Source organism: Bradyrhizobium sp. LTSP857 (assembly GCF_000938285.1).
Lineage (GTDB): Bacteria > Pseudomonadota > Alphaproteobacteria > Rhizobiales > Xanthobacteraceae > Bradyrhizobium.
Genome location: NZ_JYMS01000027.1, coordinates 64,789 through 85,523 on the forward strand (window position 1 = coordinate 64,789; position 20,735 = coordinate 85,523).

16 protein-coding genes are annotated in these 20,735 nt (G+C 63.8%); 5 read left to right on the forward strand and 11 right to left on the reverse strand.

Annotated features, from left to right (window positions below; translation table 11 throughout):
• Positions 1 to 53 precede the first annotated feature (53 nt).
• The 8 genes from UP06_RS17710 to UP06_RS17745 form a co-directional block, all read right to left on the reverse strand.
• On the reverse strand, positions 54 to 3,023 hold the full coding sequence (locus UP06_RS17710) for a 2-oxoglutarate dehydrogenase E1 component (RefSeq protein ID WP_045004372.1): 2,970 nt from the start codon (positions 3,021 to 3,023) through the stop codon (positions 54 to 56).
• A gap of 137 nt (positions 3,024 to 3,160) precedes the next feature.
• Positions 3,161 to 4,045, reverse strand: coding sequence for a succinate--CoA ligase subunit alpha (gene sucD, locus UP06_RS17715; protein WP_045004373.1), 885 nt, complete (start codon positions 4,043 to 4,045; stop codon positions 3,161 to 3,163).
• A gap of 33 nt (positions 4,046 to 4,078) precedes the next feature.
• Entirely contained in the window at positions 4,079 to 4,558 is a 480-nt protein-coding gene (locus UP06_RS17720; RefSeq protein WP_045004374.1) for a DUF1579 family protein, read from the reverse strand.
• A gap of 4 nt (positions 4,559 to 4,562) precedes the next feature.
• Positions 4,563 to 5,759 carry an ADP-forming succinate--CoA ligase subunit beta gene (gene sucC / locus UP06_RS17725; RefSeq protein ID WP_045004375.1) on the reverse strand — a complete coding sequence of 399 codons (1,197 nt, stop codon included), beginning with the start codon at positions 5,757 to 5,759 and terminating at the stop codon, positions 4,563 to 4,565.
• A gap of 221 nt (positions 5,760 to 5,980) precedes the next feature.
• Positions 5,981 to 6,949, reverse strand: a complete 969-nt coding sequence (mdh, locus tag UP06_RS17730; RefSeq protein WP_045004376.1) for a malate dehydrogenase — start codon at positions 6,947 to 6,949, stop codon at positions 5,981 to 5,983.
• A gap of 280 nt (positions 6,950 to 7,229) precedes the next feature.
• On the reverse strand, positions 7,230 to 8,414 hold the full coding sequence (gene zapE / locus UP06_RS17735; RefSeq protein ID WP_045004378.1) for a cell division protein ZapE: 1,185 nt from the start codon (positions 8,412 to 8,414) through the stop codon (positions 7,230 to 7,232).
• 101 nt (positions 8,415 to 8,515) lie between these two features.
• Entirely contained in the window at positions 8,516 to 9,052 is a 537-nt protein-coding gene (thpR, locus tag UP06_RS17740; RefSeq protein WP_045004380.1) for an RNA 2',3'-cyclic phosphodiesterase, read from the reverse strand.
• A 174-nt stretch (positions 9,053 to 9,226) separates the two neighbouring features.
• The gene (locus UP06_RS17745) at positions 9,227 to 9,871 is read right to left on the reverse strand and encodes an arylesterase (protein WP_045004983.1); all 645 of its coding nucleotides are present in this window, start codon (positions 9,869 to 9,871) and stop codon (positions 9,227 to 9,229) included.
• 55 nt (positions 9,872 to 9,926) lie between these two features.
• Here UP06_RS17745 and UP06_RS17750 point away from each other — a divergent pair, with 55 nt between their 5' ends.
• The 4 genes from UP06_RS17750 to UP06_RS17765 all read left to right on the forward strand — a co-directional run bounded on the left by UP06_RS17750 (position 9,927) and on the right by UP06_RS17765 (position 15,033).
• Positions 9,927 to 10,649 carry an ABC transporter ATP-binding protein gene (locus tag UP06_RS17750; protein ID WP_045004382.1) on the forward strand — a complete coding sequence of 241 codons (723 nt, stop codon included), beginning with the start codon at positions 9,927 to 9,929 and terminating at the stop codon, positions 10,647 to 10,649.
• Positions 10,646 to 13,216 (forward strand): ABC transporter permease, encoded by a 2,571-nt coding sequence (locus tag UP06_RS17755; RefSeq protein WP_045004384.1) that lies wholly within the window; start codon positions 10,646 to 10,648, stop codon positions 13,214 to 13,216. Before UP06_RS17750 ends, UP06_RS17755 begins: the two co-directional genes overlap by 4 nt.
• Before the next feature lie 269 nt (positions 13,217 to 13,485).
• Complete coding sequence (locus UP06_RS17760; protein ID WP_045004386.1) at positions 13,486 to 14,277, forward strand: Bax inhibitor-1/YccA family protein; 792 nt, start codon at positions 13,486 to 13,488, stop codon at positions 14,275 to 14,277.
• Positions 14,278 to 14,502: 225 nt separating this feature from the next.
• The gene (locus UP06_RS17765) at positions 14,503 to 15,033 is read left to right on the forward strand and encodes a GNAT family N-acetyltransferase (RefSeq protein WP_045004387.1); all 531 of its coding nucleotides are present in this window, start codon (positions 14,503 to 14,505) and stop codon (positions 15,031 to 15,033) included.
• A gap of 146 nt (positions 15,034 to 15,179) precedes the next feature.
• On the opposite strand, the gene UP06_RS17770 is transcribed toward UP06_RS17765, so the two are convergent.
• From UP06_RS17770 to acnA, 3 genes are all read right to left on the reverse strand, one after another.
• Positions 15,180 to 15,551, reverse strand: coding sequence for a DUF2794 domain-containing protein (locus tag UP06_RS17770; RefSeq protein ID WP_045004388.1), 372 nt, complete (start codon positions 15,549 to 15,551; stop codon positions 15,180 to 15,182).
• 605 nt (positions 15,552 to 16,156) lie between these two features.
• Positions 16,157 to 16,936, reverse strand: coding sequence for a DUF1223 domain-containing protein (locus UP06_RS17775; RefSeq protein WP_045004389.1), 780 nt, complete (start codon positions 16,934 to 16,936; stop codon positions 16,157 to 16,159).
• A 219-nt stretch (positions 16,937 to 17,155) separates the two neighbouring features.
• Entirely contained in the window at positions 17,156 to 19,876 is a 2,721-nt protein-coding gene (gene acnA / locus UP06_RS17780) for an aconitate hydratase AcnA (protein ID WP_045004390.1), read from the reverse strand.
• Between the two features lie 244 nt (positions 19,877 to 20,120).
• On the opposite strand from acnA, the gene ccmA reads away from it, so the two are divergent.
• Positions 20,121 to 20,723 (forward strand): heme ABC exporter ATP-binding protein CcmA, encoded by a 603-nt coding sequence (gene ccmA, locus UP06_RS17785; protein WP_045004391.1) that lies wholly within the window; start codon positions 20,121 to 20,123, stop codon positions 20,721 to 20,723.
• Positions 20,724 to 20,735: the final 12 nt, after the last annotated feature.

Consider the following 20,735-nt stretch of genomic DNA (forward strand, 5'->3'; position numbering starts at 1 on the left):
GCGGAATACTGGATGCCCCGCCTTCGCGGGGCATGACGAGGTGTAAAGACTTCTTAGCTCAATGCTTCGTCCAGGAACGCCTTCAACTGCGCCTGATGTTTCGACATCAGACCAGTGGCGGTCGCAGCGGAAGCGGCGCGGCCGACATAACGCGGACGCCGGCTCGCGCCGTTCACCTGGTTCAGCACCCATTCCAGATAGGGCTCGATGAAGTGCCACGCACCCATGTTGCGCGGCTCTTCCTGGCACCAGATCACTTCCGCCTTCTTGAAGCGCGACAACTCGGCCACCAGCGCCTTCAGCGGCACCGGATAGAGCTGCTCGACGCGCATCAGATAGATGTCGTCGATGCCACGCTTCTCGCGCTCCTCGTAGAGGTCGTAATAGACCTTGCCGGTGCAGAGCACGATGCGGCGGATCTTGTCGTCCGGAACGAGCTTGATCGCCTCGTTCGGCAGCATCTGGGCGTCATCATAGAGGATGCGGTGGAAGGTCGTTCCCTTGGCAAGCTCTTCGAGACGCGACACCGCCCGCTTGTGGCGCAGCAGCGACTTCGGCGTCATCAGGATCAGCGGCTTGCGGATCTCGCGGTGGAGCTGGCGGCGCAGCACGTGGAAGTAGTTCGCCGGCGTGGTCGGATAGACCACCTGCATGTTGTCTTCCGCGCACATCTGCAAATAGCGCTCGAGACGCGCCGAGGAGTGCTCCGGTCCCTGGCCCTCGTAGCCGTGCGGCAACAGGCAGACAAGACCGGACATGCGCAGCCATTTGCGTTCGCCCGAGGAGATGAACTGGTCGAACACGACCTGCGCACCGTTGGCGAAGTCGCCGAACTGCGCTTCCCACAGGGTCAGCGTGTTCGGCTCGGCGAGCGAGTAGCCGTATTCGAAGCCGAGCACGGCTTCTTCCGACAGCAGCGAGTTGATGACCTCGTAATGGCCCTGCTCGTTGCCGAGATGGTTATACGGAGTGTAACGGCTCTCGTCCTCCTGATCGATCAGGACCGAGTGGCGCTGCGAGAAGGTGCCGCGCTCGGAATCCTGGCCCGACAGGCGGACATGGTGGTTCTCGTTGAGCAGTGTGCAGAACGCCAGTGCCTCGCCAGTCGCCCAATCGATCCCCGCGCCGGTGTCGATCGCCTTGGCGCGGTTGTCGAGGAAGCGCTGGATGGTGCGGTGAACGCGAAAACCGTCCGGCACCTTGGTGATCTTGCGGCCGATGTCCTTCAGCGCGGCGACGTCGACGCCGGTGACGCCACGACGGGCATCTTCTTCCTGGTCGGCGATCTTGAAACCGGCCCACTTGCCGTCGAGCCAGTCGGCCTTGTTCGGCTTGTAGGAGGTACCGGCCTCGAACTCCGCATCGAGCCGCGCGCGCCAGTCGGCCTTGGCCTTGTCGACCTCGCCCTCGGTCATCACGCCTTCGCTGATGAGGCGGCGGGCGTAGAGCTCGAGCGTCGTGGGATGAGCTGCGATCTTCTTGTACATCACCGGCTGGGTGAAAGCCGGCTCGTCGCCCTCGTTGTGGCCATGCCTGCGATAGCAGAACATGTCGATGACGACAGGCTTGTGGAACTTCTGCCGGAACTCGGTCGCGACCTTGGCCGCGAACACGACGGCTTCCGGATCGTCGCCGTTCACATGGAAGATCGGCGCGTCGATCATCTTCGCCACATCCGACGGATAGGGCGAGGAGCGCGAGTAACGCGGATAGGTGGTGAAGCCGATCTGGTTGTTGACGATGAAGTGCACGGAGCCGCCGGTGCGGTAGCCCTTCAGGTCCGACAGACCGAAGCATTCCGCGACCACGCCCTGGCCGGCGAACGCGGCGTCGCCGTGCATCAAGAGCGGCATCACCGAAATGCGCTGGTCCGGCGGATCGCCGTGCTGATCCTGCTTGGCGCGGACCTTCCCGAGCACCACGGGATCGACGATCTCGAGATGCGAGGGGTTCGCGGTCAGCGACAGATGGATGCGGTTGCCGTCGAACTCGCGGTCCGAGGACGCGCCGAGGTGATACTTGACGTCACCCGAGCCTTCGACGGCGTCGGGGTTGGCCGAGCCACCCTTGAATTCGTGGAACAGGGCGCGATGCGCCTTGCCCATCACCTGCGTCAGCACGTTGAGACGGCCGCGATGCGGCATGCCGACCACAACTTCCTTCACGCCGAGATTGCCGCCGCGCTTGATAATCTGCTCGAGCGCCGGAATCAGCGATTCAGCACCGTCGAGACCGAAGCGCTTGGTGCCGGTGAACTTGGTGTCGCAGAATTTTTCAAAGCCTTCGGCTTCGACCAGCTTCATCAGGATGGCACGGCGACCTTCGCGGGTGAACGAGATCTCCTTGTCCAGCCCTTCGATGCGCTCCTGGATCCAGGCCTTCTGCGCAGCGTTGCTGATATGCATGAACTCGACGCCGAGCGTCTGGCAGTAGGTGCGCTCGCAAAGCGCGGTGATTTCACGCAAGCTGGCGTATTCGAGGCCCAGCACGTGATCGAGGAAGATCTTGCGGTCGAAATCGGCTTCACTGAAACCGTAGGTGCGCGGGTCGAGCTCTTCGCGGTTGCGCGGGGCTTCGATGCCGAGCGGATCGAGCTTGGCGTGGAAGTGGCCGCGCATGCGATAGGAGCGGATCAGCATCAACGCACGGACCGAGTCGCGCGTCGCCTGGAGCACGTCGGCGGAGGAGATGGCGGAGCCCTTGTCGCCCGCTTTGGCTTGCGCCTTGGCGGCGATCTTACTGCCGACCACCTTCTCGACTTCCGCCCAATTGCCGTCGAGGGCGGAGGTCAAATCGTCCTGCGGCGTCAGCGGCCAGTTGGCGCGCTCCCAGGACGGGCCCTGGGCATTCTTGCGGACGTCGTCCGGCTGGTCCTTCAGGCTCTTGAAGAACTCCTGCCACTCGGCGTCGACCGAGGACGGGTCCTTCTCGTAGCGGGCGTAGATTTCGTCGATGTAGGTGGCGTTGGTGCCCTGCAAAAAGGAGGAGAGGGCAAAGGCTGCGTTCGCGTCTTGGCGAGACATACTTGAGTTCCTGGCGATTTCGGTTCGCGCATAACAAACGGCGCTGGCGCTGAGCTCCCCGGCAGAGGCTCAGCGCGACAGGCACCATTTACCCTATTTGCTGCGAAATTTCGCCCGGAAAAGCACGAAGAAGTGAATTAGCCCTTCAACTTTTCGGCAAGCGTGTGGCCGAGGCGGGCGGGAGACGGAGACACTGTAATCCCTGCCGATTTCATCGCGTCGGTCTTGGAACCGGCGTCGCCCTTGCCACCCGAAATGATCGCGCCGGCATGGCCCATGCGGCGGCCGGGAGGTGCGGTCACGCCGGCGATGAAACCGACCATCGGCTTCGTGCGGCCGCGCTTGGCCTCGTCCTTGAGGAACTGGGCGGCGTCCTCCTCGGCGGAACCGCCGATCTCGCCGATCATGATGATCGATTCGGTCTTGGGGTCGCCGAGCAGCATTTCCAGCACGTCGATGAACTCGGTTCCCTTGACCGGGTCGCCGCCGATGCCGACCGCGGTGGTCTGGCCGAGGCCCTCCTGCGAGGTCTGGAACACGGCTTCATAGGTCAGCGTGCCGGAGCGGGAGACGATGCCGACGGAGCCGGTCTTGAAGATGTTGGCCGGCATGATGCCGATCTTGCACTCGCCGGCGGTCATGACGCCCGGGCAGTTCGGTCCGATCAGGCGCGACTTGGAGGCCGCGAGCGAGCGCTTCACGCGGACCATGTCGAGGACCGGAATGCCCTCGGTGATGCAGACGATCAGCGGGATCTCGGCGTCGATGGCTTCGCAGATCGCGTCGGCCGCACCCGGCGGCGGCACGTAGATCACCGACGCATCGGCGCCGGTCTTCTCACGCGCCTCGCGCACGGTGTCGAACACCGGCAAGTTCAGATGCGTCGCACCGCCTTTGCCCGGCGAGGTGCCGCCGACCATCTTGGTGCCGTAGGCAATCGCGGCCTCCGAATGGAAGGTGCCGTTCTTGCCGGTAAAGCCCTGGCAGATGACCTTGGTGTTCTTGTCGATCAGGATGGACATGAGGTCTGCTTTCGCGAAACTAACAGTGAGAGGTCAGTGGATGCGGCGGTAGACGCCGGTGAGCACGTCAGCCCAGCCTTCCGCGTCCGGTGAGAACTGGATCTTCAACGAATAGGCATTGTCGTCGATGATCTCGTAGACGTGGCGCGCATTGCCGCGCAGCGAGCCGCGCACCAGCGTCAGCGTCTTGCCGACCCAGCCGCCGGAGGCGGGCGAGGGCGGCGTGTAGCCGAGCGAGTCGTACCAGAACAATTTGTAGGTCCGGTCCTCGCGGTCGTAGGTGAAGATGCCGTGGGTGGCGAAGATCTGCTTGCCGTCGCGCATCTGCACCGAGTCCTGGATCAGGTAGAAGCCGTTGAGATCCATGCGCGCGACGGTGTGCGAGGTCGCCGGCCCGCCGGCGGTCCAGCGCGACGGAAAGACCACCTCTTCGCCATTCCATTCGCCGGCGAACGCGGCAAGGCGCGCGTGCTCGGGCAGCGGGGATGATGCGGCGAGATGGTCTTGGGTCATGGCCTTAGCCTCCCTTGACGGCCTTCACGATCTTCTGCGCAGCGTCGTCGAGATTGTCGGCCGGCACCACGTTCAGGCCGGATTCACGGATGATCTTCTTGCCGAGCTCGACATTGGTGCCTTCGAGGCGGACCACCAGCGGCACGCTGAGACCCGCTTCGCGCACCGCCGCCGTAACGCCTTCGGCGATGACGTCGCACTTCATGATACCACCGAAGATGTTGACGAGAATGCCCTTCACGTTCGGGTCGGCGGTGATGATCTTGAAGGCGGCCGTGACCTTCTCCTTGCTGGCGCTGCCGCCGACGTCGAGGAAGTTCGCCGGCGCCATGCCGTAGAGCTTGATGATGTCCATCGTCGCCATGGCGAGGCCGGCGCCGTTGACCATGCAGCCGATATTGCCGTCGAGGGTGACGTAGTTGAGGTCGTATTTCGACGCCTCGATTTCCTTGGCGTCTTCCTCGGTCTCGTCGCGCAGCGCGAGCACCTCGGGATGACGGAACAGCGAATTGTCGTCGAACGACACCTTGGCGTCGAGCACGCGGAGCTGGCCCTGCTTGGTCACGACCAGCGGGTTGATCTCCAGCATCGACATGTCCTTGGCGACGAACGCCGTGTAGAGCTGCGCGGTGAGCTTCTCGGCCTGCTTGGCGAGGTCGCCCGTGAGCTTCAGGGCATTCGCGACAGTGCGGCCGTGATGGCCCATGATGCCGGTCGCGGGATCGACCGAGAAGGTCACGATCTTCTCAGGGCTGTTGTGGGCGACGTCCTCGATGTTGACGCCGCCCTCGGTCGACACCACGAAGGAGACGCGCGAGGTCTCGCGGTCGACCAGGATCGAGAGGTAGAATTCCTTGTCGATGTCGGAGCCGTCCTCGATGTAGAGGCGGTTGACCTGCTTGCCGGCGGGACCGGTCTGGATCGTCACGAGCGTCGCGCCGAGCATCTGCTTGGCGAATTCGGTGACCTCTGCGGCCGACTTGGCGATGCGGACGCCGCCCTTGTCGCCGGCCGAGGCCTCCTTGAATTTGCCCTTGCCGCGGCCGCCGGCGTGGATCTGGCTCTTCACCACCCAGACCGGACCCGGGAGCGCCTTGGCGGCGGCTTCCGCGTCGGCCGCCTTCAGGACAGGAACGCCCTTGGAGATCGCCACGCCGAACTCGTTCAGCAGCGCTTTGGCCTGATATTCATGGATATTCATATAGTCGCTCCCTGAACCCGCGGGCGGTGACCTCGTAGGCCCACCTCAGTCTTGTGGCTGGCATACCATATACCACAGGAACTGCAACCCGGATTCTCTGACATCGAGATCTCTGGACTTTCGAACCCGGAACCCGCCCAGCCTTAAACTAAGGTTTGGCGGGGTCCGGAAGTGAAACCGCCGAAGACCGGTTTTTTCGATCTTCGGCGGGATTGTTGGGATTAGCGGCCGAGAAGATCGGGTGCGATCTTCTTGCAGGCGTCGACCAGACCCTGCACCGCGCCGACCGACTTGTCGAAGGCCTCGCGGTCCTTGCCGGTGAGCTCGATCTCGACGACGCGCTCGACGCCCTTGGAGCCGATCACGACGGGCACGCCGACATACATGTCCTTCACGCCGTATTCGCCGTTGAGGTAGGCGGCGCTCGCCAGCACGCGCTTCTTGTCGCGCAGATAGCTCTCGGCCATCGCGATTGCCGAGGCTGCCGGCGCATAGAAGGCCGAGCCGGTCTTGAGCAGATTGACGATCTCGGCGCCGCCGTTGCGGGTGCGGTCGACGATCTCGTCAAGGCGTGCCTGCGAGGTCCAGCCCATCTTGACGAGGTCAGGCAGCGGGATGCCGGCGACGGTGGAATACTTCACCAGCGGCACCATGGTGTCGCCATGGCCGCCGAGCACGAAGGCGGTGACGTCTTCGACCGAGACGTTGAACTCGTCGGCCAGGAAGTAGCGGAAGCGCGAGGAATCCAGCACGCCGGCCATGCCGACGACCTTCTTGTGCGGCAGGCCCGAGGCTTTCTGGAGTGCCCAGACCATGGCGTCGAGCGGGTTGGTGATGCAGATGACGAAGGCGTCCGGGGCGTACTTCTTGATGCCGGCGCCGACCTGCTCCATGACCTTGAGGTTGATGGAGAGGAGATCGTCGCGGCTCATGCCCGGCTTGCGCGGCACGCCGGCGGTGACGATGCAGACGTTTGCGTTGTCGAGCGCCTCGTAGGAATTGGCGCCGGTGTAGTGCGCGTCAAACCCGTCGACCGGCGAGGATTGCGCGATGTCGAGCGCCTTGCCCTGCGGCACGCCCTCGGCGATGTCGAACATCACCACGTCGCCCAGTTCTTTCAGGCCGATGAGATGAGCCAGCGTTCCGCCGATCTGACCGGAGCCAATCAAAGCAATCTTGTCGCGCGCCATGTGAGCCTGTCCTCTAGACATCCAAGGAGGGGAAACTGACAGGGTGGTTATCCCTTTCGCTTCCCCCGTTCAAGTCGGTGGATGCCCAATTGTCGGGCTTGCTGACGCCTCGGGCACGCAGCCCTGTCATTCCGGGGCGCGACGCAAGTCGCGAGCCCGGAATCCATCGGGCAACAGAGCGCACTGATGAATGGACACCGGGCTGTCGCTTCCGCCTTCGCTCTTCGAGCTTCGGCGGACAAGCCGCGACGCCCGGAATGACAACGCTGGCAAATAGGACTTAAGTCTCCACCAGGCCCTTGGTCGAGCCACTGGCGGTGGAATCCTTGCGGCCGTGAGGCAGCGCCAGATAGGATTCCGAGCTCATTTCGATCAGCCGCGACGAGGTCCGCTTGAACTCGTTGGCCTCGTTGCCTTCGTGGGCCAGGTACAGCGAGATCGGGTTGGCATCGGCCGAGGCCATCAGCTTCACGGCATTGTCATAGAGCGTGTCGATCAGCGTGATGAAGCGCTTGGCGGAGTTGCGCTGAGACAAGTCCATCACTGGAATATGGTCGACCAGGATGGTGTGATAGTCGTGCGCGAGCCTGAGGTAGTCGGATGCCCCTAACGGCTTCTCGCAGAGATCAGCGAACGTGAACCGCGCCACACCATGGGCCGAGCACGGCACGTGCAGGATGCGGCCCTTGATCGAAATATCGCGCGACTTGCACTGGGCGCCGCCGGTCATCTTCGACCAGGCACGGTCAAGCGCGGTGTCCGCGTCGGCATCGGCCGGCGTCAGCCACATCGGCACGCCCTGAAGTTTCTCGAGCCGGAAGTCCGTGCGCGCGTCCAGCCGCAGCACGTCCATGTGGTCGGTGATCTGCTTGATGAAAGGCAAGAACAGCGAACGGTTCAAGCCGCCCTTGTAGAGATCATCCGGCGCGACGTTGGAGGTCGCAACCACGACGGTGCCAAGCTCGAGCAGCTTTGCGAACAGGCGGCCGAGGATCATCGCGTCCGCGATATCGGTGACGTGGAATTCGTCGAAGCAGAGCAGCCAGCTCTCCTCGAAGATCGCATGCGCGGTCAGCGTAATGACGTCGCCATCGGCGATCTCGCCGCGCGCGATGGCCTGGCGATAGTCGTAGATGCGCTCATGCACGTCGGCCATGAATTCGTGGAAATGCGCGCGCCGCTTGTGCTCGACGGTACTGTGCTGGAAGAACAAATCCATCAGCATGGTCTTGCCGCGGCCGACCTCGCCATGGACGTAGAGCCCGCGCGGCGCCTCGTCCTTGTCGCTGCTGAACAGACGGCTGAGCAGGCCCTGCTTGCGCGGCGGCTTGTAGTTCGCGAGCCGCTGGTCGAGCGCGGCATAAGCCTCGGCGACTTCGGCCTGCGCAGCATCGGGCTCGATCGCACCGGACGCGATCTGGGCCTGATAGGCGTCGCGGAATGAGGAACTGGGGGTCGAGAGCATTGCTCTTTACCGCCAGAGACGGCGGCAAATTGCAAGCCGTGAATTGGTGCGGGGCGCTATGCGTTCCGTTGCCCGCCCCGGAACGGGGCGAGGTGAAGACCTCACGGGCAAAGTTCGTAGGCGTCCTCGACCACATACGGGCCACCGCCGGTGGAGGCGCGCGACGAGAACAGCACGAAGCGTTCGGCCACGAACGCCTTGCTCGGAAAATAGCCGCGCAGCGAGAGATAGTCGGCGACGTCGCGGTCGGAGGCGTCATGCAGCCGGGCCAGCGTGACATGCGGGATGAACTTGCGGCCCTCGGGATCGAGACCCATCCGCTGCATCATGCGTTCGAGCTCGGCCTGCAACTCGATCAGCGGCCTGCTCGGCTCGATAGCCGCGACCACCGCGCGCGGCTTGCGTCCGCCGAAGCTCGTGAGGCCTTGCAGCTTCACCTCGAACGGCTTGCGGTTGACGCGAAACAGCATCGAGGCGATCTCGTTGGCGGACATGCCGTCGATATCGCCGATGAAGCGTAAGGTGACGTGATAATTTTCGGGATCGATCCAGCGGGCGCCTGGAAGGCCGCCCCGCAAATTGGAAAGCGTCTGGCCGACTTCGGCCGGGATTTCCAGACCAGTGAACAAACGCGGCATCGTTTCGCACTCCCGATGCTTGGGCATGATCCTTGGGAAGGACCCTATCCAAATTGTAGAGCCGGTGACGAATCACCGGTACCCTGATTCCTATCGCAGTTGTGTGACTCTGCGAAGAGTGCCCAACACTACACCGGGAAAACCCTGGTTATTAGGGTTAGCATTGCCTGCTTTTCAACGGCGTTGCTCGCTGATCGTGCGCAAGAATGCCTCCGCCGTGGGCAGCATGTTGTTGACGATGATGTCGACGCCGGCCGCGGTCGGATGAATGCCGTCGGCCTGGTTGAGCTTGGCGTCGGCCGCGACACCATCGAGGAAGAATGGATAGAGCGGCACATCGAATTGTTTCGCCAGATCCGGATAAATCGAATTGAAGCGCACGGCATAATCGGCGCCGTAATTCGGCGGCGCCATCATGCCGCAGAGCATCACCGGAATCTTGCGCGCCTTCAGCCGCGTAACGATGTCGGTCAGCGCAGCGCGCGTCAAATCCGGGTCGATGCCGCGCAGCGCGTCGTTGGCGCCGAGCTCGACGATCACGCCCTCGGTTCCCTCCGCCACCGACCAGTCGAGCCGGTCGCGGCCGCCGGAGGAGGTGTCGCCGGACACTCCGGCATTGACCATATCGATGTCTATGCCTTTGGCCTGCAAGGCTTTTTGAAGCTTTGCGGGAAATGCCTCCTGGGCCGGAAGGCCAAGACCAGCACTTAAGGAATCGCCGAGGACCACCAGCTTGATCGGCTTGGCGGCCGGCTGTGCTTGTACCGACGCACTTGTCGCAATTGTCATCAAAGCGAACATCAACACGGCTATGTGCATGAAGAATCCGTAACGCCTCTCGACCGCGCTATCGGAGTTGCCATATGACCGGACCATGGACAGTCGCATCGAATCCTCTTCGCTCGCCGGCACCACGCCGGACACCATCGCCATCTCCAACGTTAACCTCTCATTGGGTACGGGGGCGGCACGCGTTCACATCCTCAAGGATATCAGCCTGCGCGTCGGCTCGGGCGAGACGATCGGCCTGATCGGCCCGTCAGGCTCGGGCAAATCCACGCTGCTGATGGTGATGGCGGGGTTGGAGCGTCCTGATAGCGGAGAGGTGGTGGTCGACGGCACACCTTTCAATGCCCTCGACGAGGATGCGCTGGCCCGCTTCCGCGGCCGCCAGGTCGGCATCGTCTTCCAGTCCTTCCATTTGATCCCCACGATGACGGCGCTCGAGAATGTCGCGGTGCCGCTCGAGCTCGCCGGCAATCCGGACGCCAACAAACGCGCAGCCGAGGAGCTGCAATCGGTCGGGCTCGGCGATCGCCTGCATCACTATCCAACGCAGCTGTCCGGCGGCGAGCAGCAGCGCGTCGCACTCGCGCGCGCGCTGGCGCCCGATCCCGCCATCCTCGTCGCCGACGAGCCGACCGGCAATCTCGATGAGGCCACGGGAAAACAAATTGTCGATCTGCTGTTCGGCAAGCATGCCGAGCGCGGCATGACGCTGGTACTTGTGACGCACGATGCTTCGCTCGCGCATCGCTGCGATCGCGTGATCCGCCTGCGCTCGGGCCGCATCGACACGCAGACGATTCAAGCATGAGCGCTGCTGTCGAACCGTTCACGCGGCCCAATGGTGCCGCGTTGGCGCTGCGTTACGCACTGCGCGAATTGCGCGGAGGCCTGCGCGGCTTCTACGTTTTCATCGCCTGCATCGCGCTCGGCGTGATGGCGATCGCCGGCGTCGGCTCGGTCTCGGCGAGCCTCAGCGACGGTCTCGCCCGCGAAGGCCGTACGCTGCTCGGCGGCGACGTCTCTTTCGTCTTGTTTCAGCGCGAGGCGAAGCCAGAGGAGGTCGCCTTCCTGCGCTCGCGCGGCACCGTCTCCGTCGCCTCCACTCTGCGCGGCATGGCGCGTTCGGCCGACGGCCAGCTGGCGCTGGTCGAGATGAAGGCTGTCGACGACACTTATCCGATGCTCGGCCAGTTGACGCTGGCGCCGCCACTGCCGCTGACCGATCTGCTGGTCGAGCGCGATGGTGCCTTTGGCGCCGCCGCCGATCCGACACTGCTCGCGCGGCTGTCGCTCAAGACCGGCGACCGCGTCACCATTGGCTCCGCGACCTTCCAGATCCGCAGCACCGTCGAGGCCGAGCCCGACAAGCTCGCCGGCGGCATCGGCTTCGGCCCGCGCTTCCTGATCAGCGAGGCCGGCTTGCGCGCCACCGGCCTGATCCAGCCCGGTAGCCTGGTGCGCTGGGTCTATCGGGTGAAGTTGCCTGATACCGCCAACAGCGACCGCGCCACCGACGCCTTTATCGCGGACGCGCGCAATGCCGCGCCACAGGCCGGCTGGGAAGTCCGCAGCCGTTCCAATGCCTCGCCGCAGCTCGAACGCAATATCAGCCGCTTCACGCAGTTCCTGACGCTGGTTGGCCTCGCCGCGCTGCTGGTCGGCGGTGTCGGCGTCGCCAATGCCGTGAAGAGCCATATCGACCGCCGGCTCGAGGTGATCGCGGCCCTCAAGGCCGTCGGCGCCACCGGCCGCGACGTGTTCGGCATCTACCTCGCCCAGGTCGTCTTGCTTGCCGCGATCGGCTCCCTGATCGGACTGGCGCTCGGCGCCGCGATGCCTTTCGCTATCGTCGGCCTGTTCGGCAAACTGTTGCCGCTGCCGGTGGTGCCGGCCGTGCATGCCGACGAACTCGCGCTGTCCTTTGTCTACGGCCTGCTGACCGCGCTCGCCTTCGGCCTGTGGCCGCTCGGGCGGGTGCACGACGTGCCGGTCGCGGCACTGTTCCGCGACACCGTCGCCGCCGAATGGCACCGGCCGCGCTTGAGCTATCTCGCCTTCATGGCCGTCGTCGTCGCCCTGCTGGTCGCCGTCGTGATCGGACTGTCGTTCGACAAGCGCATCGCCGCGGTGTTCGTGCTCTCGTCCGTCGTCGTGTTCGCACTGCTGCGCGGCGTCGCTGCGCTGCTGATGGCGATCGCACGGCGGCTGCCGCGCTCGCGCTTCACCATGCTGCGGCTTGCCATCGCCAACATCCATCGGCCGGGCGCGCTGACGCCCTCGGTGGTGCTGTCGCTCGGCCTCGGGCTCGCGGTGCTCGTCACCATCACCCAGATCGACGGTAATCTGCGCCGGCAATTTCTGGCGGCGCTTCCCGAGCACGCGCCGTCGTTCTACTTCATCGACATTCCGAGCACGCAGGCAGCACCCTTCGACGATTACCTCCGCCAGATCGTGCCGAGCGCGAAGGTCGAGGACGTGCCGATGCTGCGCGGGCGCATCGTCGCTGCGCGCGGCGTCCGCGCCGAAGACCTCAAGCCCACCACCGATTCCGAATGGGTGCTGCAAAGCGACCGCGGCCTGACCTATACCGGTGAGCTGCCGAAAGGCTCCAAGGTGGTCGAGGGCGAATGGTGGGGCGCCGATTATTCCGGCCCGCCGCTGGTCTCGATGGAGAAGAAGATCGCCGACGGGCTCGGCCTCAAGCTTGGCGACGAAGTCGTCGTCAACGTGCTCGGGCGCGACATCCCGGCGAAAATCGGCAATCTGCGCACCATCGACTGGCAGGGGCTCGGCATCAATTTCGTGCTGGTGTTCTCGCCGAACGCCTTCAAGGGCGCGCCGCACACCCATATCGCGACGCTGACGGAAGCCGGCGGCGACGCGGCCGGCGACGGCAAGATCATCAAGCAGGTCGCGGATGCTTACCCGATGGTCACGAGCGTGCGCGTGCGCGAGGTGATGGAGACGGTCGGCGCGGTCGTGACCAATCTGGCGCTCGCGATCCGCGGCGCCAGCGCCGTGACCCTGATCTCGGCGATCCTGGTGCTGGGCGGCGCGCTCGCCGCCGGCCATCGCCACCGGGTCTATGATGCGGTGATCCTGAAGACGCTGGGTGCGACGCGGCTGCGGCTGCTCGGCGCCTACGCGCTCGAATATCTGCTGATCGGGCTCGCCACCGCGATGTTCGGCGTGTTTGCCGGCAGCATCGCGGCCTGGATGATCGTGACGCGGCTGATGACGCTGAGCTTCGTCTGGCAGGCCGGCAGCGCCGCCGGCGTGGTCGCGGCCGCCCTGATCGTCACCGTCGGGCTTGGCCTCGCCGGCACGCTCCTGGCATTGAACAAAAAGCCCGCCACGGTGTTGCGGAATTTGTGACAAATGGTAGCGGCTGGCCGCGCGCGAGCGGAATCCCGGGATTTCTGCGGTTAACCACGTCCGCTCGCCATGATTGCGAGCAAGGGCGACATTCAGCCGCGCGTGGACGGTTGCAGCGAATGTGTTAGTTTCCCACATATCGAGTGGGTTCGGATCCCCGATTGTTATGCAAATTTAATGTCGGCAGACATCGGTATCCGAGATAGAATTGACGAACCGGCGGGCACGACAACCCTCGTGCCGGACCGGGCAACCAACGGGAATCGACCATGTCGGACCTAGACCGTAACTACGCTTCTCCTTTCGGCAGGGCCGCCGGGCGTGTTGACGCCGCGACGGTCGACGCCGGCCTGCGCGCTTACATGCTGCGCATCTACAATTACATGAGCATTGGCCTGGCCATCACCGGCCTGGCCGCGCTCGGCGTCTACATGGCCGCCGTGACGGACGTTCCGACGCCGGAAGCCGTCCGCGTCGGCAAGCTGTTCCTGACGCCGTTCGGCTACGCAATGTTCGTGAGCCCGCTGAAATGGCTGTTCATGCTGGCGCCGCTCGCCATGGTGTTCGTGATCTCGGCAGGCATCAACCGTCTCGCGCCCTCGACCGCCCAGATCCTGTTCTGGGTGTTCGCGGCGCTGATGGGCGTCTCGCTGTCCTCGATCTTCCTGGTGTTCACGCACACCTCGATCGTGCGGGTGTTCTTCATCACCGCGGCGACCTTCGGCGCACTGAGCCTCTACGGCTACACCACCAAGCGTGACCTGAGCGGGATGGGATCGTTCCTGTTCATGGGCCTGATCGGCATCGTCATCGCGAGCCTGGTCAACGTGTTCCTGGGAAGCACGTTGCTGCAGTTCGTCGTGTCGGTGGTCGGCGTGCTGGTGTTCGCGGGCCTCACCGCCTGGGATACCCAGCGGCTGAAGAACGACTACATCTACGGCTACGCCTCGGCCGGCGGTGACATCGCAGAGCGTGCGGCGATCACCGGTGCGCTGTCGCTGTACCTGAACTTCATCAACCTGTTCACGCTGCTGTTGCAGCTCCTCGGCCAGCGCGACTAAGCGAGAGACTGAGAGAACGGATACGAACCCCGGCCGTGAGGCCGGGGTTTTTGTTTGAGCCTGGTGTTTCCTCGCGCTCCGTCATTGCGAGGAGCCCTTGCGACGAAGCAATCCAGAGTCCCTCCGCGGATGCATTTCTGGATTGCTTCGCTGCGGTCGCAATGACGGGTGTGGCAACGACGCTGCCCCTTCCAGCGGCCGCCGGAAGGCTCTAATCTTCTCCCCATGTCAGCACCCGAAATCAGGCCCGCCACCGAGGCCGACGTTCCCGCCATTACCGCCATCTACCAGCAGGCCGTCCGCGAGGGCACCGCGACGTTCGAGCTGGCACCGCCCGACCTCGCCGAGATGATGCGGCGCTATCGCGCGCTGGTTGACGGCGGCTATCCCTATTTCATCGCCAAGCTCGACGGCCGCGTCGCAGGGTACGCTTATGCCGGCGCCTACCGGCCGCGGCCGGCCTATCGCTTCACGGTCGAGAACTCGATCTATCTCGATCCGTCCTTCCATCGCCGCGGCATCGGCATGTTGCTGTTGGAGCAACTGATCACCGAATGCGAGGCGCGCGGCTTCCGCCAGATGATCGCCGTGATCGGCGATTCCGCCAATGCCGGCTCGATCGGCGTGCACACCAAGGGCGGCTTCAAGATGATCGGCACCCATCCCAATGTCGGCCTGAAATTCGGCCGCTGGCTCGACACGGTGATGATGCAGCGGGATCTCGGCGAGGGTGCGAGCACGGTGCCCACGAGATAGTTTCGTAGGGTGGGCAAAGCGACTTGTCCGCCATAGCTCGAAGAGCGAAGGCGGAAGCGTGCCCACCATGATCGGCCATTGAGGAGAGATGGTGGGCACGGCGCGTTGCGCCTTTGCCCACCCTACGTCGGCTACGACAACGGCCGCTACACCACTGCCAGCTTGCGGTCGATCACCAGCAGCACGCGCTCGAGCTCCTGGCCGCGGCGCAGGATCAAACCGGTCGCCGAGATCACGCTGTACATACCCTGCTTGCGCGCGAGCCGCGGGTCTTTCTCGATGCGATAGATCGGCACTTCGGACGCGCGGCGAAACACCGAGAACACCGCACGGTCCTTCAGGAAGTCGATGGCATAGTCGCGCCACTCGCCGTCGGCGACCATGCGGCCATAGAGATTGAGGATACGGTTCAGTTCGAGCCGGTTGAACGTCACCCGGTTCGGGTGGGCATTCGCAGCGGCGGGACGCGCCACTGCGCGCTGCTCGCTCGGATCGGCATCCTCCGACGTCAGACTCATGGAACGCCTCCTGTCACACCAGCATGATCGCGTCCGCGAAGACCGTCCCCGGACCGCGGATCATGACAATTGCATGATTGCTCCAACCGTTCGCCACCGCAAGAGGCTGTTGCAAAGGCTGCGAACGGGCTCCGGCTCAACCCGCCAAATAGGTTGCGAATCATGACACACGCAACGGTGGAACTTCTCAGCGGCAAACCGTCACGGGATCGTTAGCAGGAATCATAGTATCGCCTCTTTTCTGCCTAGCGACTGCCGCCCTGCATTGCGAAAAGACTTGTGTGCGTTGACCCGGTCCTTTCGGTTCCGGATTCCTCAGCCCCCAGCCCCCCGGGGTCGTTGGGATCGGGTCTGTACGCACGAAAAAGAGGGCCAACGCAAGTTGGTCCTTTTTTGTTTGTGGCGGGATATAGCTGCCGTCGCGTGCTCTCCGAACATCCGCGCGAAAACTCTCTCCCTCATCCTGAGGAGCCGCGAAGCGGCGTCTCGAAGGATGAGGCCGAGCTGCAGCAGCGCGCGCCTGCGTGGTTCGAGACGCTAACGCGCCTCCTCACCACGAGGGGATAGTGTTTTGCGAGTCAGGGAAGAAGTGTGAAGCCTACGCTTCAGTGCAGCGACGTGTACGCGGCACCGAGCATCGGGCCGGGCTTCTCGCGGCTGCCGTCCTGGACATAGACCACCGCGCCGTCGACGCCGTCGCGCGACGTGAGGTTCTCGATCGGCACCGTCCAGCTTTCCGAATGTCCGTTCCAGTCGCCGACCTTGAGCAAATTGCGCACGACGTTGTGATAGGTGAGTTGCTGTCCGCGATTCTCGCCGCGGCTGATCTCGATCGGCACCGATTTCGTGATCGAGCAGATCCAGACCTCGCCATGCGAGATCGCCGGCTCCTTGCTCGCGGCCACCGACACGTTGATCTGCTTGCCCGAGAGCGACATCGTCACCGGCACGCTCATTACACCTGTGCCCTTGTCGGTCTTGCCGATTGCACTTTCGATGCCGGCGCGGTCGCTGCCGATGACATGTGCGGAGCCGTTGACGACGACCTGCGGCGTATAGACCTCGCGGTCACCGCGCATCCGTGAATAGGCACGCTGCCGCGCCGAGAAGCGCGAATCCGCCAGCGTGTCCTTCCAGCCGAGATAGTCCCAATAGTCGATCGGCATGCTCAGCGCGATGACCGAGGGATCGTTGGCGAGATCGCCGATGACCTTGTCAGCGGGCGGGCAGGACGAGCAGCCCTGCGAGGTGAAGAGCTCGACCACGGCGCGGGGATCGGCCTCGGCGGGACGGATGACGGCGACGATCGCACAGATACCAAGTGCTCCCGACCAGAGTGCCCCGGACCACCGCGAAACCAAATGAGAAGCCATCATTCCAGTCATATCGAACGTCACATACCGTAACTCGTTGGGGGAAGATCCTATCGCCTGATGGTCACCGTAGTCTTACGGGCACGGCACATTCAACCGTCCAAAGCGGACTTTTCCGCCGGGCGGGCCCATCCGAAGCATGCCGTAACGCACGAAGGCGGCCTTGTGATAGGCCGCCTTCGACTAACCTTCTACTCACTTACCAGTGAGCCACCGTTCACAAATCCGCGCTTACGCCGCGAGCTTGCGCAGCACATAGTGCAGGATGCCGCCGTTGCGGTAGTAATCGAGCTCATCCAGCGTATCGATGCGGCAAAGCAGCGAAACGCGCTGCAACGAACCGTCGCCGGACACGATCTCCGCGGTCAGCTTCTGACGCGGCTTCAGATCGCCGACCAGGCCGCGCAGCGTGACCTTCTCGTCGCCCTTCAGGCCGAGCGACGACCACGAGGTGCCATCCTCGAAGGTCAGCGGCAGCACACCCATGCCGACCAGGTTGGAGCGATGGATGCGCTCGAAGCTCTGGCAGATCACGGCGCGCACGCCGAGCAGACGCGTGCCCTTGGCAGCCCAGTCGCGCGAGGAGCCGTTGCCGTATTCAGCGCCGGCGAACACGACCAGCGGCACTTGCTCCTGCTGGTACTTCATCGCGGCGTCGTAGATCGACATCTGCTCGCCGTCGGGCCAGTGCTTGGTGAGACCACCTTCGGGAATGTTGCCGTCGGCGCCCTTGAGCATGAAGTTCTTGATGCGGATGTTGGCGAAGGTGCCGCGCATCATGACTTCATGGTTGCCGCGCCGCGTGCCGTACTGGTTGAAGTCGGCGGGCCGCACCTGATGCTCGCTGAGATACTTGCCAGCGGGCGAGGTGAGCTTGATCGAACCAGCCGGCGAGATGTGGTCGGTGGTGATCTTGTCGCCGAACATGGCAAGGATGCGCGCCTCGACGATGTCGGTGACCGGCTCCGGCTCCTTCTTCATGCCGTCGAAATAGGGCGGGTTCTGCACATAGGTCGAGCTCATATTCCAGCGATAGGTCTCGCTCTCGACCGTCTTGATCTTGCGCCAGTTGGCGTCGCCCTTGAACACGTCGGCATACTTCTTCTTGAAGATCGCCGCGGTCACGAACTTCTTCATGAAGGCGTTGATCTCCTTCGTCGTCGGCCAGATGTCCTTGAGGTACACCGGCTTGCCGTCCTTGCCTTCGCCGAGTGGCTCGATCGCGAGGTTCTTGGTCACGCTGCCCGCGAGCGCGTGGGCGACGACCAGCGGCGGCGAGGCGAGATAATTCGCCTGCACGTCCGGCGAGACGCGGCCTTCGAAGTTGCGGTTGCCGGAGAGCACGGCAGCCGCGACGATGCCGTTGTCGTTGATCGACTTCGATATCTCCTCCGGCAGCGGACCGGAATTGCCGATGCAGGTGGTGCAGCCGAAGCCGACCAGGTTGAAGCCGACCTTGTCGAGATCGGTCTGGAGACCGGAATCGGCGAGATAGGCTGCAACGACCTGGCTGCCCGGGGCGAGCGAGGTCTTCACCCACGGCTTGGCCTTGAGGCCCTTGGCGGCGGCGTTGCGCGCGAGCAGACCGGCGCCGATCAAGACGCTCGGATTCGAAGTGTTGGTGCAGGAGGTGATGGCGGCGATCACGACGTCGCCATGGCCGAGGTCGAAATTCTTGCCGTCGACTGCGAAGCGCTTGTTGGGCTCATCGGCCTTCTTGTATTCGGTGCCAAGCGCGAGCGAAAAGCCTTCGGCGACCGACGGCAGCGCGATGCGGCCTTCGGGGCGCTTCGGGCCGGCCATCGAGGGCACGACGTCGGCGAGGTCGAGCGTCAGCGTTTCCGTGAACACCGGATCCGCCGACTTGGCAGTACGGAAAAGCCCCTGTGCCTTGGCATAGGCCTGCACCAGCGCGACGCGCGGCGCCGCACGACCGGAGGTCTTCAGATAGTCGAGCGCGGCAGCGTCGACCGGGAAGAAGCCGCAAGTCGCGCCATATTCCGGCGCCATGTTGGCGATGGTCGCCTTGTCGGCGACGGAGAGATGGTCGAGGCCGGGGCCGAAGAACTCGACGAACTTGCCGACCACGCCAAGCTTGCGCAGCATCTGGGTTACGGTCAGCACGAGGTCAGTGGCCGTGACGCCTTCCTTCATCGCGCCCTTCAGCTTGAAGCCGACGACGGTCGGCAGCAGCATCGACAGCGGCTGGCCGAGCATGCAGGCTTCCGCCTCGATGCCGCCGACGCCCCAGCCGAGCACGGCCAGACCGTTGACCATGGTTGTGTGGGAATCGGTGCCGACCAGCGAGTCGGGATAGGCGACCTCGAAGGTGCCGGTCTTCTTGCCGACCGTCATCTTCTCCTTCTTGGTCCAGACCGTCTGGGAGAGGTATTCGAGATTGACCTGGTGGCAGATGCCGGTGCCGGGCGGCACGACGGAGAAGTTCGTGAACGCCTTCTGGCCCCACTTCAGGAACTCGTAGCGCTCCTGGTTCTGCTTGTATTCCTCGGTGACGTTCTTGCCGAAGGCCTTGTTGTCGCCGAAGAAGTTCACGATCACGGAGTGGTCGATGACGAGATCGACCGGCACCAGCGGGTTGATCTTCTCGGCATCCCCGCCGAGCTTCTGCATGGCGTTGCGCATCGCGGCCAGGTCGACCACCGCGGGAACGCCGGTGAAATCCTGCATCAGCACGCGGGCGGGGCGGAAGGCGATCTCATGCTCCAGCGACTTCTTGCGCAACCACTTCGAGAACGCGACGATGTCTTCCTTCTTGACCGTACGGCCGTCCTCGTTGCGGAGGAGGTTTTCGAGCAGGACCTTCATCGAATAGGGAAGTTTCGAAATTCCCTTCAGACCATTCTTCTCGGCCGTGGGCAGGCTGTAATAGACATAGGTCTTGGCGCCGACCTTGAGGGTCTTTTTGCATTTGAAGCTGTCGAGCGAGGTCATGAAAGGAAATCCCAATTGTTAGTTATACCCGGCAAAGGGTATTTTAACACCGTCAGCGAATCCAGCTGGGTCGCTTGCAGGGGCAGGTTGAGTTGCTGCATCAAGTAGTTCCGGGCTTATAGAAGCTTTCTAACGGCGCCGCCACAGCCACAATCGTACCGCAGCAATTCGCGAGCCAAAAATTCTGATGCGCTACCCCAAGATTTTCTGAGGCCTGGCTTTGAGCGGGTCGACACGAGCCAAGATGCAGCTGTCCGGACGCGGGGTCACCTGCGTGCGGGGCGGCCGCGAGGTGTTCACCGGGCTCGATTTCGAGACCATTTCCGGCGAAGCGATGGCTGTCGTGGGCCGCAACGGGTCGGGCAAGACCTCGCTGTTGCGGCTGATCGCGGGCCTGCTCATTCCGGCTGGCGGCACAATTGCACTGGACGGGGGCGACGCAGAGCTGACGCTGCCCGAGCAGTGCCACTATCTCGGCCACCGCGATGCCCTCAAGCCGGCGCTGAGCGTGGCGGAAAATCTGTCATTCTGGGCTGATTTCCTGGGCGGCGAGCGATTTGACGCGACTGATAGCCTCGCCGCCGTCGGCCTCGACCACACCACCGACCTGCCCGCGGCCTTCCTGTCCGCCGGCCAGCGCCGCCGGCTGTCGCTGGCCCGGCTGCTCACCGTGCGCCGCCCAGTCTGGCTGCTGGACGAGCCGACCACGGCGCTGGATGTGGCCGGCCAGGACATGTTCGGCGGCCTGATGCGCGATCATCTCGCAAGCGGCGGCCTGATCGTGGCTGCTACCCACGCCCCGCTGGGGATCGAGGCGCAGGAGCTGCGGATCGGGGGGACGGCATGAAACGACCCGACC

Coding starts and splice junctions, on each gene's coding strand:
- UP06_RS17710 (WP_045004372.1), bottom strand. CDS start 3,023: ATGTCTCGCCAAGACGCGAACGCAGCCTTTGCCCTCTCCTCCTTTTTG.
- sucD (WP_045004373.1), bottom strand. CDS start 4,045: ATGTCCATCCTGATCGACAAGAACACCAAGGTCATCTGCCAGGGCTTT.
- UP06_RS17720 (WP_045004374.1), bottom strand. CDS start 4,558: ATGACCCAAGACCATCTCGCCGCATCATCCCCGCTGCCCGAGCACGCG.
- sucC (WP_045004375.1), bottom strand. CDS start 5,759: ATGAATATCCATGAATATCAGGCCAAAGCGCTGCTGAACGAGTTCGGC.
- mdh (WP_045004376.1), bottom strand. CDS start 6,949: ATGGCGCGCGACAAGATTGCTTTGATTGGCTCCGGTCAGATCGGCGGA.
- zapE (WP_045004378.1), bottom strand. CDS start 8,414: ATGCTCTCGACCCCCAGTTCCTCATTCCGCGACGCCTATCAGGCCCAG.
- thpR (WP_045004380.1), bottom strand. CDS start 9,052: ATGCCGCGTTTGTTCACTGGTCTGGAAATCCCGGCCGAAGTCGGCCAG.
- UP06_RS17745 (WP_045004983.1), bottom strand. CDS start 9,871: ATGCACATAGCCGTGTTGATGTTCGCTTTGATGACAATTGCGACAAGT.
- UP06_RS17750 (WP_045004382.1), top strand. CDS start 9,927: ATGGACAGTCGCATCGAATCCTCTTCGCTCGCCGGCACCACGCCGGAC.
- UP06_RS17755 (WP_045004384.1), top strand. CDS start 10,646: ATGAGCGCTGCTGTCGAACCGTTCACGCGGCCCAATGGTGCCGCGTTG.
- UP06_RS17760 (WP_045004386.1), top strand. CDS start 13,486: ATGTCGGACCTAGACCGTAACTACGCTTCTCCTTTCGGCAGGGCCGCC.
- UP06_RS17765 (WP_045004387.1), top strand. CDS start 14,503: ATGTCAGCACCCGAAATCAGGCCCGCCACCGAGGCCGACGTTCCCGCC.
- UP06_RS17770 (WP_045004388.1), bottom strand. CDS start 15,551: ATGAGTCTGACGTCGGAGGATGCCGATCCGAGCGAGCAGCGCGCAGTG.
- UP06_RS17775 (WP_045004389.1), bottom strand. CDS start 16,936: ATGACTGGAATGATGGCTTCTCATTTGGTTTCGCGGTGGTCCGGGGCA.
- acnA (WP_045004390.1), bottom strand. CDS start 19,876: ATGACCTCGCTCGACAGCTTCAAATGCAAAAAGACCCTCAAGGTCGGC.
- ccmA (WP_045004391.1), top strand. CDS start 20,121: ATGCAGCTGTCCGGACGCGGGGTCACCTGCGTGCGGGGCGGCCGCGAG.